At 32.1% G+C, this 17,536-nt stretch carries 13 protein-coding genes and 1 riboswitch; of the genes, 7 read left to right on the forward strand and 6 right to left on the reverse strand.

Features of this window, described 5'->3' with window-relative positions; all coding sequences use genetic code 11:
- Positions 1-8: 8 nt before the first annotated feature.
- From A8C32_RS18230 to A8C32_RS18260, 7 genes are all read left to right on the forward strand, one after another.
- Complete coding sequence (locus A8C32_RS18230; protein ID WP_069831817.1) at positions 9-1,028, forward strand: pyridoxal phosphate-dependent aminotransferase; 1,020 nt, start codon at positions 9-11, stop codon at positions 1,026-1,028.
- A complete protein-coding gene (gene cbiB / locus A8C32_RS18235; RefSeq protein WP_069831818.1) occupies positions 1,016-1,945 on the forward strand; it encodes an adenosylcobinamide-phosphate synthase CbiB in 930 nt (309 codons plus the stop codon). The genes A8C32_RS18230 and cbiB overlap by 13 nt, the downstream gene beginning before the upstream one ends.
- Positions 1,946-2,470, forward strand: coding sequence for an AAA family ATPase (locus tag A8C32_RS18240; RefSeq protein ID WP_069831819.1), 525 nt, complete (start codon positions 1,946-1,948; stop codon positions 2,468-2,470). It abuts the gene before it with no gap.
- A gap of 9 nt (positions 2,471-2,479) precedes the next feature.
- Positions 2,480-2,670, forward strand: a riboswitch (cobalamin riboswitch).
- 91 nt (positions 2,671-2,761) lie between these two features.
- On the forward strand, positions 2,762-5,008 hold the full coding sequence (locus A8C32_RS18245; protein ID WP_165605864.1) for a TonB-dependent receptor: 2,247 nt from the start codon (positions 2,762-2,764) through the stop codon (positions 5,006-5,008).
- Positions 5,009-5,011: 3 nt separating this feature from the next.
- Positions 5,012-5,857 carry a (2Fe-2S) ferredoxin domain-containing protein gene (locus A8C32_RS18250; protein WP_069831821.1) on the forward strand — a complete coding sequence of 282 codons (846 nt, stop codon included), beginning with the start codon at positions 5,012-5,014 and terminating at the stop codon, positions 5,855-5,857.
- The gene (locus tag A8C32_RS18255) at positions 5,847-6,665 is read left to right on the forward strand and encodes an NAD(P)-binding domain-containing protein (protein ID WP_069831822.1); all 819 of its coding nucleotides are present in this window, start codon (positions 5,847-5,849) and stop codon (positions 6,663-6,665) included. Before A8C32_RS18250 ends, A8C32_RS18255 begins: the two co-directional genes overlap by 11 nt.
- Before the next feature lie 39 nt (positions 6,666-6,704).
- A complete protein-coding gene (locus tag A8C32_RS18260) occupies positions 6,705-7,643 on the forward strand; it encodes a sirohydrochlorin chelatase (RefSeq protein WP_069831823.1) in 939 nt (312 codons plus the stop codon).
- Between the two features lie 13 nt (positions 7,644-7,656).
- Here the strand turns inward: A8C32_RS18260 and cobN are convergent, their stop codons facing one another.
- Genes cobN through A8C32_RS18290 form a run of 6 tightly spaced genes read right to left on the reverse strand, consistent with a single transcriptional unit; the run spans position 7,657 to position 17,535 of the window.
- Complete coding sequence (gene cobN / locus A8C32_RS18265; RefSeq protein ID WP_240491780.1) at positions 7,657-11,421, reverse strand: cobaltochelatase subunit CobN; 3,765 nt, start codon at positions 11,419-11,421, stop codon at positions 7,657-7,659.
- 5 nt (positions 11,422-11,426) lie between these two features.
- The gene (locus A8C32_RS18270) at positions 11,427-13,289 is read right to left on the reverse strand and encodes a cobyrinic acid a,c-diamide synthase CobB (protein ID WP_069831824.1); all 1,863 of its coding nucleotides are present in this window, start codon (positions 13,287-13,289) and stop codon (positions 11,427-11,429) included.
- A gap of 3 nt (positions 13,290-13,292) precedes the next feature.
- The gene (locus A8C32_RS18275; protein ID WP_069831825.1) at positions 13,293-14,963 is read right to left on the reverse strand and encodes an AAA family ATPase; all 1,671 of its coding nucleotides are present in this window, start codon (positions 14,961-14,963) and stop codon (positions 13,293-13,295) included.
- A gap of 25 nt (positions 14,964-14,988) precedes the next feature.
- Positions 14,989-15,702, reverse strand: a complete 714-nt coding sequence (locus tag A8C32_RS18280; protein ID WP_069831826.1) for a hypothetical protein — start codon at positions 15,700-15,702, stop codon at positions 14,989-14,991.
- Positions 15,699-16,796: a cobalt-precorrin-5B (C(1))-methyltransferase gene (locus tag A8C32_RS18285; RefSeq protein ID WP_069831827.1), complete on the reverse strand. Its 1,098-nt coding sequence runs from the start codon at positions 16,794-16,796 to the stop codon at positions 15,699-15,701. Before A8C32_RS18285 ends, A8C32_RS18280 begins: the two co-directional genes overlap by 4 nt.
- Positions 16,789-17,535, reverse strand: coding sequence for a precorrin-6A/cobalt-precorrin-6A reductase (locus A8C32_RS18290; RefSeq protein ID WP_069832098.1), 747 nt, complete (start codon positions 17,533-17,535; stop codon positions 16,789-16,791). The genes A8C32_RS18285 and A8C32_RS18290 overlap by 8 nt, the downstream gene beginning before the upstream one ends.
- Between the last annotated feature and the right edge of the window lies 1 nt (position 17,536).

The following is a 17,536-nucleotide window of genomic DNA, read 5'->3' on the forward strand; positions in this document are numbered from 1 at the left end:
ATACACCTATGGATTACGGACACGGAGACGACCTTTACAAATATGAAGCTGTTAATTTCAAAGCTAATTTCAGCTCTAATGTATGGCATCAAGGAGCTGCAAAACCATTAGTAAGCTTTCTTAAAGAACAGCTTAATACCATAGAGAATTATCCAGCACCTAGTGCCGAAAGTCTTACAAAATCTATAGAAAAACATCATCATTTACCCAATCAATCTACATTGGTTACAAATGGAGCTACAGAAGCTTTCTACCTTATCACTAACACATTCCATAGCGATTCAGTTACTATATGTACACCCTCTTTTTCTGAATATGAACAAGCTTCAAAAGCAAATCATTTAAAGTTACATTTTATAGATAGAGCCTCTATATTACAACATCAATTCAACACAACATTAGCATTTATATGCAACCCTAATAACCCTGATGGTTTTGAAAACAGTATCGAAGACATAGAGCAACTTGCTAAGAGTTTCCCTAATACTTATTTTATTATTGACGAAGCTTACACAGAATTTACAAACTCTAATATTTCCTGTATATCGCTGGTAAATTTATACCCAAATATTGTTCTCATAAAATCACTAACAAAACTATTTTGTATTCCAGGATTACGGTTAGGTTATATTATTAGTAATCCCAATTTCATTTCAAAATTAATGCAACATAAAATGCCTTGGAATGTTAATAGTTTAGCGTTGCATGCGGGTGAATTTATTTTTAAAAATTACGATGCATTAGCTCCTAATTTCAATACCTGTTTTAAAAATCTTGCTATTCTAAAAAAAGAAATAAATGAGTTGGATGGTTTTGAAGTTATTCCATCAAATACAAGTTATTTTTTAATACGTATGAATCAACCAAAAGCTACCGAATTAAAAAAACACCTTATACATAAACATCAATTATTAATAAGAGATGCATCTAATTTTAGAACTTTAGATCCGCATTATATTCGTATCGCAAGTCAAAGCTTAAAACAAAACAAATTATTAATCAATGCATTAAAACAATGGAACAACTAACCAGTATTCTTCCGTTATTTCTAGCTTATTTTATTGATTTGCTTTTAGGAGATCCGCGTTGGTTACCACACCCTATTCGTTTGTTTGGAAATTTAATTGCTTATGGAGAAAAACTTTTAAATAAAAATAATTTAAGATTTTTTAAAGGCTTAATACTCGTTCTTATTTTAACAACAAGTACTTTTATGTTCTTTTACTATATAGAACAAGCTTTAAAACCTTACTTATGGGCAACTATTATTTTTAAAACGCTTTTTTTATTTTATGCTATTGCTAATAAAAGTTTAGTTAGTGAAGGTAAAGCCGTTTTTAAAGCTCTAAAAGAAGGCATTAAACAAGGGCGATCAAGACTTTCTTGGATTGTTGGTCGAGATACATCTCAACTTAACGAACAGGAAATAAAAACAGCTGTGTTTGAAACGTTATCAGAAAATTTGAGCGATGGTGTTATCGCTCCTCTTTTCTTCTTTGCTATTTTAGGCATACCGGGAGCTATGCTCTACAAAATGGTAAATACCTTAGATTCTATGATAGGTTACAAAAATGAACGCTATTATCATTTTGGCAAATTTGCTGCAAAACTAGATGATGTTTTCAATTATATCCCTTCTAGACTAACAGCTTTATATATGTTATTAATTAACTTTAAATTAAATAAAACGCTGTTTGTTTTTAAACATGGAAAAAAACATTCTAGCCCTAATGCTGGCTACCCAGAAGCTGCTTTAGCTATCATATTAAACTGTCGTTTTGGAGGCTCTAATTATTATCATGGTGTTTTAGTAGACAAACCTTATATAGGTACTAACCATAGAATAATAAAAAATTCTGAATTTAAACGTGTTGCTAAAATTAATCATGCTACTACAGCTCTTTTTGTAATTAGTATAACTTTATGTTTTTATTTTTTTCTCTAAATGAAACGATACATTATAACTGGTGCACCAGGAACAGGTAAAACAACATTAATTAATGCTTTACGCAAAAAAGGTTTTACTTGTTTTGAAGAAGTTTCTAGACGCATTATAAAACAACAACAAGCTATTAACGGAACAAAAACACCTTGGCAAGATGTTAACGGTTTTACCCAATTAGTATACAATACAACCACTAAAGAACTTAACACCTCAACCAACACGATTACATTTGTAGACAGAAGTTTAGCAGATAATATTGCATATTTACAACTAAAAAACTGTGCTATAAATGAGGAGTTAGCAACGTTTAATTACCATAAACATTACCATAACATTGTTTTCTTTCTTCCTATTTGGAAAGCTATATATGTACAAGACAATCAAAGAATCCAATCCTTTGAAGACGCCAAGAAATTAGACCTCCTTTTATATAAAACCTACCAAGAATTAGGCTTTAAAATAATTGTTTTAGACAAAGATACAGTCTCTAATAGAGAACTTCAAATTACAAATCTTGTCAAATAAAAAACCTATATTCGCATCACTTTTAATGGTTTTTTAAATTACACTAAAAATTAAAAGGGAATTTGGTGAAACTCCAAAACTGTTCCCGCAACTGTAAAATTTATAAAAACAGCATTTAAAATACCACTGTAACTAAAGTTATGGGAAGGTTAATGCTTGTTGAATTAAGTCAGGAGACCTGCCATTTAAAGCTAAATATTTATTAACTCTCGGGTAAAGAGTTAGAAAATTGTATTTTAAAACATTTTCTTTCCTTACCTGCATAATATCTTTTTTTAAATGTTAAAAAAAATGATTTTTTGCAGTGTTTGTGTGGTATTACTATCATTAACCATACACGCTCAAAACAATACTCCCTTAAAAGGTAGAGTAACAGATGCCGATACTAATATTGGTATAAGTAATGTAGCTATAAAACTATTAGCTACTGCCAATGGAACCTTAACTAATAATGATGGAAGTTACAGCATTACCTTAGCAAGTATTCCTGCTAAACTAGAGTTTTCAATTTTAGGCTATCAACCTAAAACCGTTATTGTAAAGGAACAATTAGAAAACTTAAACATATCTATAAAAAAAACAGCTACCGAATTATCCGAAATAGTTATTAGCTCTTCCGCAGAAAAAATTTTAGGAACGCATAAGACATCAAAAATTTCCTTACAATTAATGCCTATAAGTAGTGCTCAAGATTTATTAAAAACCATACCCGGATTATTTATTGCCCAACATGCTGGAGGAGGAAAAGCTGAACAAATATTTTTACGTGGTTTTGATAATGACCACGGAACCGACTTCGCTGTAATGGTAGACGATATTCCTGCTAATCTATCGTCTCATGCTCACGGACAAGGATATGCAGACTTACACTTTTTAATACCAGAAACAATTAAAGATGCTGATTATTACAAAGGCCCTCATGAAAGCTCTTTAGGTAATTTTGCTGTTTCGGGAGCAGCTAAATTTAGCTCAAAAAACAGGTTACATCGTAACCTTCTAAAAATAGAATATGGGCAATATGATTTTATAAGAGCTTTAGCAATGGTTTCTCTTATAAATGAAAAAAACGTTCTAACTAAAAATAATGAAAGCGCATACATAGCTATAGAAGGCACTTATAATAAAAGCTTCTTTAATAGCCCTCAAAATTTAAGACGATTAAACACCTTTACAAAATACAATGTAGACTTATCTAACACCAGTACTTTATCAACATCTATCTCTACATTTCATAGCGACTGGAATGCTTCTGGGCAAATACCTTTAAGAGCCGTAGAATTAGGACTTATTAATCGTTTTGATGCTATAGATAACCAAGAAGGAGGTGATACAAAAAGGATACATATAAACACGCAATTAGATACTAAAATATCAGAAAACATACGTTTAAAAAATCAAATGTATTATGTTTCTAATCGTTATAATTTATTTTCTAATTTTTCATTCTACCAAAACAATCCAATAGATGGAGATATGATTCATCAGGAAGAGAATCGTCATATATATGCCTATCAAGGAAGCATAACTACCAAAAAACTTTTTCAAATAAATAAGAGTAATACAACCTTAGGGTGGCAAGTGCAGCATAACAATAACAAAATAGGATTAAATAACACTATTGGCAGAACATTTAGAGATATTGTTAATCATTCTAAAATAAAGGAAACCAACTATGCGCTTTATTTAAAAGAACGTTTACAAGCAACATCCAGACTTACTGTTTTAGCTGGTTTAAGAGCAGATTATTTTCGTTTTAATTTAGCAGAAATTGTTCCTACCCCTCAAAAAGGAGACAATACTGCTTTTAGATGGAGTCCTAAACTTAGTTTATTCTATGATTTTACTAAAAACTTTCAACTATACGCCAAAGCCAGTTCTGGATTTCATTCTAATTATACAAACGCCGCTGTAAAAAATAAAACTGTACATGCATTACCAAAAGCTATTGGGTACGATTTAGGAACAGAATTTAAAATTGGTAATAATCTAATAGGTAACCTTGCTACTTGGTATTTAGAAAGTGATGCTGAATTTGTATTCGTTGCAGATAGTTTTGAATTTGAAAACAAAGGACGCTCTAAACGCATAGGAGGTGAAGCTTCTTTTAGATACCAACCTTTTTCTTATTTCTGGTTAGATACAGATTTAAACTATAGTTACGGCACATTATTGGATACTCCTAAAGCTGAAAATAAAATTCCTAGCGCTCCTCGATTTTCCTCTACTGGTGGAGCAACTTTACAATTACAAAACAGATTAAAAGGATCTTTACGTTATCGTTATTTAGGAGAACGTCCTTTAATAGAAGATGAGTCTGTTATTGCTCAAGATTATTTTATTTTAGATGCTGCAATTAATTATACCAAACCTTCATACGAAATAGGTTTATCTATAGAAAATGTATTTAATCAAAAATGGAGAGAAGCCATTTTTTATGATTCTTCTCAATTACAAACAGAAGCAAATCCTGTAGACGATATTCATTTTACACCAGGAACTCCTTTTTTAGCAAAACTTAGCTTAACTTACTTCTTTTAAATTATGGGAAAAGATATCACTAAAATAACAACCACTTTCGAATTTTGTGATGGTGGATCATGTCAAAAAGCAAAAAGCGAACTTGCTGTTCGAGAAGCTAGAGCCTATTTAAGAAATGAAAAACTTTGGGATACCACACACACTATACGTACCAGATGTAATGGTCGTTGTGAAGATGCTCCAACTTGGATTGTACAACCCGGTAATTATTGGTATAAAAACCTTACTCCAGAAAAAGCGGTTACCATTGTTAAGTCTCATATAGAAAAACAAGAACCTATTAAAGACTTTTTACTATACAAAGCAGGAGATACTGTTTTAAATACTGAAAATGAAAAAACAGTAAAACCTATTGTATTCAAAGAGAAAACCGACACAGATTATGGAGACGCCTTAGTTGCTAGAGCATTTGCTTCAGATCAATATATTTACCCCCTATTTCAAAAACTTTTTAACACAGAAAACAATCTTGAAATAATTTTTTCTGGTGAAAAACACTTTATAGACATACCTTTAACTGTTAATTACACAGATGATTTCGACATCACTATAAAAGGACATAATATTAATTTCAAACTAGCCATTGGAGCCATTACAAAAGCCATGGAAGAAAAAATCGCTCCAGAAATCTTAGAGCGAAAGCTTGGTGTTTCTGAAGTTATTTGGTTAAAAAATAATCCTACTTTAATAGGAGCTATTCGTTTAAAAAACAGAAAAGGAAAACATTTATTGACTATAAATATCCCTAAAGAAAACACATCCATTTGGAATTACATTTTAGAAATTTATTTATCAATGGATCTTCAAAATCCGAGAATAATTAGTAACCTCAGCACTCATGAATCTTAAACAAATTAGCATTATAGGCTCTGGTTGGTTAGGCACACCTTTAGCTGTTAAACTACTATCTCAAGGTTATACCGTTAAAAGTTCGACAACCTCTAGCAACAAAACAGCAGAGTTAAAAAAACAAGGTTTAACTCCATACGTATTTACTTTAGGTAATCCCGATAAAGATGAAGTTATTCCAGATTTCTTAAACTCTAGCGATATTATAATTATCAACTTCCCGCCTAAAAGAATACCTAATATAGAGACGGTTTACGTAAATCAAGTTAGCGCTATTCTTCCCTATTTAAATCCTAAACAAAACGTACTTTTTATTAGTTCTACCTCGGTTTACCAAAACAATAATAATTGGGTAAAAGAAGATATGGTCGTTGCACCAGAAAAAAAATCTGGAGAAGCGGTATATGCCGTAGAAAAGTTATTAAGAGATACTTTAAAAGAACGCTTAACAATTTTACGTTTCTCTGGTTTAATTGGGTATGATAGGTTACCTGGTCGATTTTTAGCAAATAAAACCAATATAGCTAATGGAAAAGCACCTATTAATGTAATACATAGAGACGATTGCATTGGACTAATTAATGCTATTATTAAACAAAATTGTTGGGGAGAAGTTATTAATGGAAGCACAGATGAACACCCTTTAAGAGAAGATTTTTATACCTTAGCAGCAGAAAAAATTGGACTAACACCTCCTACTTTTTTAAAACAAGAAAACATACTATTTAAAAAGGTTTGTAATACTAAAAGTAAAACACTCCTAAATTATAAATATCAACACCCAGATCCTTTAAAATTAATTGCGTAGTATTTTTATTCTTGGAATTAAACCTTTAATTAAATTACAATGAAAGAAGGCATATTACTTTGCGGCCATGGTACTAGAAGACAAGCTGGAGTTAATTCGTTTAAAGAATTAGTTCGTGTATTACGAGAACGTTATGAAGATAAATATGAAGTTGATTATGGCTTTTTAGAATTCAATCACCCAACTTATGAAGCTGCTGTTGAGCGTATGTACTTAAATGGAGTGCGTAAAATATATGCGCTTCCTGTTATTCTTTTTGCTGGTTCGCATGCCAAAAATGATATTCCTTTTGAATTAAATACGCTTCAAGGCTATCATGATGATTTAACCATTTCTATGGGAAAACATATTGGTGTGAGTTCTTTTTTACTAGACTTGGCTGTAAAACGTATCGAAGAAACCGAAAATAAATTCCCGAAAATAGACAGAAAAGATACGTGTTTAGTTGTTGTTGGTAGAGGCACCACAGATCCAGATGCTAATAGTGATGTTGCTAAACTAACTAGTATGCTTTGGGATGGTATGGGCTTTGGCTTTGCAACAACCGCTTACAGTGGCACTGCATATCCTAAAATTGACGAAGGCTTAAACATGGTTAATAAACTAGGGTTTAAACGCACTATCGTTATTCCATTTTTCTTTTTTACAGGTGTTTTGTTAGAACGCATTTATAAGCATGTATCCGAAATGAATGCGGCATCCAATCTTGAGTATATTTATACAGATCCTTTTGGTGCAGACGAACTTATTCTAAAAGCTTTTGATGAGCGTTTAGATGAAGCAAAAAATGGCATAGCTAATATGAATTGTCAACTATGTAAATACCGAAAACAAGTTGTTGGTTTCGAAGAAGACCTAGGAAAAGAGCAGGTAGGTCATCACTTAAACGTAAAAGGTATTTTGTTTGAAGAAGATGAAAAACCTGGTGCTAAAAAGAACACTCTAGGCTCTAAGATTAAGAAAATATTAGGGATTTAATCTTCAAAAACTTTTATTCCACTATACTTTCCCCTTCCATGTATAAATCTTCTAACTGTTGCTTTATCTCATCTGAAGGATTTTGCCACATACCACGTTGAATAGCTTCTAATAATCGCTCACTCATATCTTTTAATGCCCAAGGATTATTTTGCTTTATAAAGGCTTTATTTTCTGGATTTAATAAATAACTTTCTGTAACACCTTCGTACATAAAATCATCAATTAAATTCGTAGTAGCATCATAAGCAAATAAATAATCTAAGGTAGCGGCCATTTCAAATGCGCCTTTATAACCATGACGTTGCACGCCTGCTATCCATTTCGGATTAATAACTCGGGATCGATATACTTTTAACAGTTCTTCTTTTAGGCTTTTTACCTTCGGGTTTTCTGGACGCGAATGGTCTCCAAAATAAATATCGGCTTCACTCCCTTTTACCGTTTTTACAGCATTAGCTAAACCACCTTGAAACTGATAATAATCGTCACTATCTAAAATATCATGCTCTCTATTATCTTGATTTTGCATAACTATTTGCATAGCTTGCAAACGGTGCTGAAACGATTCGTGTGCAGACACACCTTTTTTAGCATTTCCATAAGCATAACCACTCCAATTAATATACACTTTAGCTAAATCGTCTTGAGTTTCCCAATTTTTCTCATCAATTACGGCTTGTAAACCTGCTCCATATGCTCCGGGCTTAGACCCAAAAACTCTATATAAAGAGCGGTTATTAGCTTCTGCTTTATCTAATCCTTGAGATTGCCAATGGGTACTTTCTTCTAAATATCTTTTACGAATAGGGTTATCTTCTTCGGGTTCTTCTAACTGGGCTACTCGCGTAACTGCTGCATTAAATAAATTAATAACATCTGGAAAAGCATCTCTAAAAAAACCTGAAATACGTAATGTAACGTCTATTCTTGGTCTTCCTAATTTCACCAAAGGAATAACTTCAAAATCACTCACTCTACGATTTGCATTTCTCCATATAGGCTTTACTCCCATTAATGCAAAAGCTTGAGCAATATCATCGCCTCCTGTTCGCATCGTTGATGTTCCCCAAACGGAAATACCAATCGTTTCTGGGTACTCACCATGCTCTTGCAGATATCTATCTATAATTAACTGCGCACTTTTTTCTCCTAATTTAAATGCTGTTTCGGTAGGAATGGTTCGTACATCTACCGAATAAAAATTCCTTCCTGTAGGTAATAAATCTAAACGTCCACGAGTTGGTGCTCCCGAAGGTCCAGATGGCACATATGCACCATTTAATCCTGCTATTAAATTGGTAATTTCTTCTGTAGTATTATTTACAGCTACTAACGTTTTTGCTTTTAAAATCTTTAAAATGGCATTCGTTTTAGCATATTCATTATTTAATACTTCTGTATCTAAATATGTTATGAGTAACTCTTTTGCTAATAATTCTAACTGTTCTACAACTTGACCTACAGTTTTACAAACTACAGTGTTTATAGTAGCTTCTAACTTATCTGAATATTCTAGAGATAAAATATTTTTAGTAATACCAAAATCTTCTGCCAAGGCTTGTGTAATGCCTTGTTGCTGATAAGTTGGCACTCTATGTAAAGCTATTAGCAAATCTATTAATTGTTCGTTAATTGGTGCTTTTCCAAAAATATGGAGTCCGTCTCTTATTTGTGCTTCTTTCAATTCACACAAATAACCATCTAACTTCACTAATAGTTCATCTAAATCATTAGAAACTATACCTAAATCTACATTTAACTTGGTTTCTGTAACTAAATTAGCTATTTCCTTTTCTAATACTTTTGATCTTTTTGGATCAAGGTTTGAAGCCTCATAATACTCGTCTACCAAATGTTCCAACTTCATTAAACTTCCATAGCTTTCGGCTCTAGTCATTGGAGGTATTAAGTGATCTATAATTACGGCTTGATTTCTTCTTTTGGCTTGTGTTCCTTCCCCTGGATCATTAATTATAAATGGATAAAAATGAGGTAAAGCATCAAATAATGCTGCGGGAAAACAAGTTTCTGGATCAAGAGATACACTTTTTCCTGGCAACCATTCTAAATTTCCGTGCTTTCCTAAATGAATAACCGCATCGGCTTTATAAGTATCTTGCAACCAGAAATAATAGGCTAAATATTGATATGTTGGTGGTAAATCTGGTGAATGATAAATGGCTTGCGGATCTTGATTATATCCTCTTGATGGTTGGATACTCACAAAAACATTTCCTAATAAAAAACCTGCTATTATAAATCCTTTTTCTGTAAAATACGGGTCGTTATCTGGTGTTCCCCATTGCGTAATTATCTTCTCTTGTAATATGGGTGATAATACTGCAAATCGTTTTTCAAAAGCCTTAATATCATAACATATAGCATGAGGTCTTGTAATGGTTGTACTCACATCATTAGTGGTTACTTGCGTAACCCAATGCATTAATGCTGTTCCGCTTTCTGGCAATTGTTCGCCTAGTGTGTATCCTTGCTTTTGCAATTCGTGTAATAGAACAATACAACTTTCTGGAGTATCTAGTCCTACCCCATTTGCTAAACGACTATCCTTATTTGGGTAGTTTGGTAATATTACTGCTACTTTTTTATCTTCATTTTTTTTATGCTGAAGGTTAATCCAGTTTTTAGCTAAGCGTACCATAAACTCACATGCTGGAATATGTGCTTCGTATTTTATAATAGAACTGTCGGTTAATGGATCTTTAGCAACTTCTTTTTTAAAGGAAACCGCTCTTCCTATAATACGGCCATCTATTTCTGGTAAAGCGATATTCATAGCAATATCTGTTGGTGGTAATCCAAAAAGCCCTTCTTCCCAAACGGTTTTATTACTTGTTGAAAAAATAGCCTGTAATACTGGGACTTTTAATCTTTCAAAAATAAAATCACTATCATCGGAAGATTTTATAGTGAATCCTGTTGTATTTAAAATAGCATGAATGTCTCGGCTATGAGAATTTGTTATGAGATTTTCTAAATTAACTAACACATTAGCATCTCTTAAATTGTTCGCAAAAACAATTATAGGGTTCATCCCTTCTTCTATTAAAGCTTTACTCAAAGCTTTTAAAGGCTCCATATTGCCTGCCAAATAATGCGTTCTATATGCCAACAAAACAACATTTGGTTGTTTCGTGTTTAAAGCGCTTTCTAGTATTTCTTGTGTTACTATTCCTTTTTCAACAGTATATAAAAAGAGTTCTTCTATTGCTTTAGGAGCTGTTACTTCTACTTCAATATTAAAAAAACGATGTTGTAAATAATTTAATAAGGCAATTGAATTTTCTTTTCCGCCTTCTTGTAAATATTGTCTACAATGATGTACTTGTTCTAAGGGTACAGATGATAATTTCATCAATTCGTAATCTGGCTCGTGAGCAGGAATAAAAATTAATGTATTATTTACTTTCTCTTGTAATTCTACTAAAGATTCTACTAAGTATTTATAATAGCTTATTCCCCCCAATAAACTACAAACAATAACTTTAGCTTTTTCAAGAACATCTTCTACATAATTATCTATAGTCAACTCTTGTTTAAGATAAACTAAATTCGTCATCCGTAAACTTGGTAGCTCACCATCTTTTTGGTTATAAAGCGCTTTATAAGCTTCATTCATTGTATGAATTTCGGTATCACCAGCGCTTAAAAAAACGATATCTCCAGGTTCTTGTTCTATATAAAAAATACCATCATCGTCGGGATTCCACCCTCCTGGTATTGTAGCTATTAAATGCATAGTTAGTTTAGTATTCAATGGGGTTAACCCCATTGGCAAACGCAGGATTCGATTAACTGAGTAGTTTCCTCACCCCAACGTTCTTGGTGTTTGTAATGATTGTTTCTAATATAATGGGTTACTCTATCTATAGAACCATCAGTTTTTGAGATTTTTTTTCTATTGAATTTCTGAACCCAAACATGCTGCGCTCCTTTTTCCCATTCCTTATAGCGTTGATACTTAAACGAAGTAAACCCTTTTAATTTCTGAATTTGTAAGTTTAAATCTTTTTCATCTTTTGCTTTCAACATAACATGAATATGGTCTGGTAATATATTAAAACACAGCACTTCCATTTCATACTTTTTAAAAGCTTCTTGAAATAGATTAAACATTTTTTTTAAATCTTCCCCTTGAAAAGTTAAAGCATCCAAATTCTTGATAAATTCTCTGGAGTTGTACTTTACCATTCTATCTGAAATTCTAGATTTCGCGGTAGCAAAGGTTACGAAGTAGATCTCTTCTCTAGTTCCAATGGGTTGAAACCCATTGGCAATCTTAGCAAGATTGGTAACAACATCATTAGACAACCATTTAAAATTACCTGCTCCCCAATACAAATGAATGTAACTTGCTAATACATTTTTGTATTGGTATAATTTGGTGTCTATTTCTTTATTTCTAGCTGTAAAAACTTCAGCTTTGGAAATCTCCTTTGTGTCATTTATTATTTTTGAATAATGAAATTCATGTCCCCATAATTCATCATCTTTAAACACGACTCTACGATAGCCTAATCGTAGTTTTTTATGTTCCATTGTTGTGCTAAAATCAAAAACATTTGCCATCGGATATTCAATACCTTCAGCCGTAAAAATGCTTTTTCCCAAATACATCATTCCTCCACATTCTGCTAAAATTTTTATTCCAGCATTTGCCGCTTTTTTAATTGCAGCTTTCATAATTATGTTTGCGGATAGCTTTTCTAAATATAACTCTGGATAACCCCCTGCTAAATATATAATATCTGCTTCTGGTAGTTCTTTATCATGAATAGGACTAAAAAAGGTAACTTCTCCTAATTCTTTTAAATAGTTTAGGTTTTCTACGTAAGTAAAAGTGAACGCTTCGTCTTTTGCTACTGCGATTTTTTTAACTACTCCATGGGAATTACCACTCTTCGTCAACTCTTTTTCAAGGGAATTAATCCCCTTGTCGTCATCTAAGTTAATGGATTTAGCGCAACTCAATAACTCTTTTAAATCAATATGTTTACTAATATGACTGGCAGCATTTTCTATTAAGGACTCAAAAGAATCATCTATATGTAATCCTAAATGCCTTGATGGAATAGCTATATCTTCATTAGGAGGTATATATCCTAAAGATTTTAATCCTACGGTTTCACAGGCTTCTTTTAAAAAAGCGTAATGAGATTCGGTTTTTACAAAATTGAAAATAACACCTGCAATTTGTACTTCGGGATCGAATGTTTTTAAGCCGTGTAAAATGGGAGCTACGGTATACGCCATAGCTTTGGCATTGACTACTAAAATGACAGGTATGTTTAGCTTTTTAGCTATTTCTGCTGAGCTTCCTTTATCTTTTACAGAGCCATCAAAAAGGCCCATAACGCCTTCTACAATGTTAATGTCTGCTTTTTTACTATGCTTAGTAAAAACATCATGTAAATGCGCATCTGGCATCATAACGGTATCTAAATTGATACTTGATGTTCTTGCTGCTGTGGTATGATGTATGGTATCTATATAATCTGGCCCGCATTTAAAAGGTTGCGTAGCAAACCCTTGATTACTAAAATATCTAGCTAAACCCAATGTTATAGTTGTTTTACCAGAATTACTCCAAGGTGCAGCTATTAAAAAGGCTTTAGAAGTTTGCATAGCTTATAAGGATGAAAGTGGTATATAACGCACTTGTAATCTTTGCGCTAATTGCTCAGCTTTTTTCAATTTCACAAAACTATTTTCTGTATCTATAATTGTGGTGTTTGATAGTTTAGATAAATATGTTTTATAAGTGTTTATTGCATATTCAAGCGGATTATCTGTTCCTGCATTTGCTTTCCCGTCTGTAAGAACAAATAATTGCACTGTTTTTTTGGGGATTGATTTTAGCAATTCGAATACTTTAAAAAATGCACTTCCTAAGTTTGTTTTACCTCCTGCCGAAAGTTTATAATTCTCATCGGTTATTATAGATGTATTGCTGGTAAAGTGTTGTACAATCTTTGCTGATTTATTTTCTAAACCTACAATCGCATATTGTACTTTTTGCATAGGATGTTTTTCTATTGTTTTTTGAATAACACCTTTTATATACCCCAATTGTTTATCCAAAGCCATAGAAGCACTAGTATCAACTAAAAAAACAATTCTTGCAACTGCTTTTTTTATTTTATTTTGATAAATGGGTTTAAAATTCTGATTTAAAACATAGTGTTTTATTGTTTTTACAAGTGCTATTGATTCTTGCTTGTCACTTGTAAAAGGAACACTTTGTAGAGCTTCTAAGTTTTCTAATTTAACGTCTTTTTTTTTACTGTTTCCTTCTATTGAAAAATGCAAGGTTTTGTTTATCGACTCTGGCAATTGAAAATAACTTTGCGATGCTCCTGCTTTACTTTCTTGCTCTTTCTTTTCTTCTCTTTCTGTATTAGAATGAGAATTATCGTCTTCATTCTTAGTATTGTTGGGTGGTGTATAGTCTTTACTTCTATGTTGCAATACAAAAGGCTCTATTTTGTGTAACATATCCAAAGTAATTTTTGTTTCACCTAGATACGCTGCATAAGCTCTTACTGTTTTTAATAGTAAAATATCTGCACGCATACCTTCAACATTATTGTTTAATGTAAGTTGCGCTGCTTGCTCTTGAATATTTTCAGGTATTTCAATGGTATTTAATGCTTTTCTAGCTTGTATTATATTACTTTTTATAGCTGCTTCTGTGGTATTATATGCTTTATAAAAAGCTTCAGGGTTAGAATCAAAAGTTAAACGTTGTAAAGCAATTTGTTTACGGATCTTTATATCTTTTGGAGTTATAATATTAACACTTAATCCAAATCGATCTATTAATTGAGGTCTTAATTCGCCTTCTTCAGGATTCATAGTTCCTACCAAACAGAAACGACTATCTAACCATTGAGAAATACCTTCTCGCTCTAGATGATATCCTCCAGAGGAAGCTGCATCTAGTAACACATCCATTAAATAATCATTTAATAAATTAACCTCATCTATATACAAAAAACCTTGATGCGCTTTGGCTAATAAACCTTTGTCTACAATGGTTTTCTTTTGATTAATTAGTGCTTCTAAATTAACACTTCCTAAAACCCTATCTTCTGTTGCTCCTATTGGTAAATTTATAAAAGGAAAATCTTCTCCCATTAATTGACTAAGTGCTCTTACTGCTGTTGTTTTCCCTGTGCCTTTATCTCCTGTTGCTAAAACTCCACCAATACTTGGGTCTATTAACATTAATTGTAAACATAGTTTAAAATCGTCTTGACCAATGATGGCTGAAAACGGAAAGTTGTATTTAGATTTCATAAGCATGATTTTAAACGCTATTTAATTATTCGAAAACTACGCTTTGTAATAATAACAGACCTACTACAATAGATATTACGCCAACAATACCATTCATCCATTTAAAAATAGACATATTACGTTCTATAAAACGGCTCATGGTATGTATTAAAACATAGCTGTAAATAGCCATAGATAAAATAATTCCTATAGATTCTATAATTAATATTAAAACAGCTTCTGAAATGGTACTTGCACTTATAATTAATGCTGAAGTTAAAGCGCCTCCTGTTCCTGCTAAGCCATGTAACATACCAATCCAAAAAGATTTATTTATGGGGTTCATTGCTATTTCTTCACCCCTTTTGCCATGTAAATGTATCGGGTTACTTGCTGCATGCTCATGCTCCTCTATCTTTTTATGGTCTGCCATCATATCATTTATTTTATGATTTCTTCTTATGGCAACTACGCCCAACCAAACCATAATTGGACCAACACTGGCTTCTGCCCAAAATGAAATATTTTCTATAAATGCTAATAAAGCCGATCTAAAAAATAATGCGATACCTCCAAATAATAACAATGTTACAGAATGCCCCAATGCCCATTGCGATGCTGTAAATACTGTTTTAAAAGTTACTTTCTTTTTTTGTATTGCATTTTCTGCTGCTAATACGGAAACTGCAGACATATGGTCTGCTTCAAAAGAATGTAATATACCAGCAATTAGTGGTCTGGTTAAATTCATTAAGTTCATAATGTATATTTAATATGTTCGCCGTTATTATTAATTAAAAATAGGTTTAAGCTAATATTGGGGGCTATTTTTTTACAGTGGGAATAGCATTTTTGTAATAATAATTGATAGAATTTTTCTTGTTGTGCAAAAATAAATATTTCTCGTAAGCGGCCTGCCATATTTAGCGTTAAAATACTCTCGGTTATTTTGTTAGAATAACCTGCTTCTTTAGCTAATTCTGATATAAAATGTTTGTCCCAAGTTGTTTTTCCGCTATGTGTATTCATATCTCCTTTTGCTAACTTTGCTGCTTTACCTAGCATAATACCCATATTAACTTCTGTTATTTCTGGAATACTATTTATTTTCTCAAAAGTTTCTTGAATCCAATTTCCATAATGTATACATGCTGTTTCTGGTGTATTAGGAAATAGTTTTCGTATTATTTTTTCGCTTCTAGCTCCCGAATTAATTAGTAATGTTGTTGTTTTATTTGCTATAGCTACATCAATACCTTGTTTTATACTTGCTATATACGATGCTGCCGAAAAAGGGGTTACTATACCTGAGGTTCCTAATATTGAAATCCCATATAAAATACCTAATCTACTATTTAGTGTTTTTTTTGCTATACGTTCACCTTCTTTTACCGAAATTATAATGGTTACTCCATGTGTTTCTAAGTTATAATCTGATAAAATCTTTTTACACACTGTTGCCATCATTTTTCTTGGCACTGGATTTATAGCGGGTTCTCCAACTGCTATTTCTAATCCTGGAAGTGTTACTAAACCGACGCCTTCTCCTCTTTTAAAAATAATTTCTTTTGTATTATTTAATACTACTGTAGCTGTTATTTCGGCTAAGTGTGTTACATCTGGATCGTCTCCAGCATCTTTAATTGTAGTACAAGTACATTGGTTTTCACTTATAAAAAAATCTTTTAATTGAAAATTTACGGTTTCTCCAATAGGCAATGTTACTGCTACTTCCTTGTTAATCTCTTGAGTAACTAAACCTAACAACGCTCCTTTTACACAGGCTGTTGCACAAGCACCTGTTGTATATCCTCTACGTAATGGTTTATCTGGTATGTCTTGTAATTCACTCAAGGATAGCTTCTTTCAAAATAGTTATTAATTGCGTTTCATTGTTTACACAAATATACTTTTTTGATAGCAATGGCTTATTAATAATTACAATTGATGTATTTGTTGTTATTGCTGCTGTTATTTTTTGTTCTAATTTTCCATTTGTGCCACTTTCTTTTGTTAAAATAACATCTGGATTTAGCTCCTTATATAATAAAACTTCTTCATGACTAGATTGAGGGTAACCAAATAATAAGTTCTCACTAGGAAAACCTGATTTTTGAGCTATAGCTCTAGAGCTTTCTCTGTCTAAAATACGAAACCACGTTTTATTTTGTTTCCAAAAACTAGTGAGTTTTTGAATGGTTTGTACTCCAGATAAGGCTAATAATTTTTTATACTTATTGTTTTTTAAAAGCTGAATAGCTTCCTTAAAACCATCTACATAATGTACAAGTTCATGATTTGTCTTTTCAGGAAAAAATCGTTCGAATCTAATTAATGGAATACTCAAACTATTATTTGCAATAGTTTTATGAAGTTCTTCTGCAAAAGGATGCGACGCGTTTATAATATGGCTCACTTTATTTTCTATACAGAAACGCTCAATATCTAGAACATCCATTGCTCCAGATATAGGCTTTCCCATACCATTAAAATCAATCTTAGTTTTTGTAGAATAATAATATGGCAACTGTAAATCGTCTAAAATTGACGCTACTTGTTTGCCTTCTGTTGTTCCTCCAAAAACTAAAATCATT

The sequence above is a fragment of the Flavivirga aquatica genome, assembly GCF_001747085.1.
Taxonomy (GTDB): Bacteria; Bacteroidota; Bacteroidia; order Flavobacteriales; family Flavobacteriaceae; genus Algibacter_C; species Algibacter_C aquatica.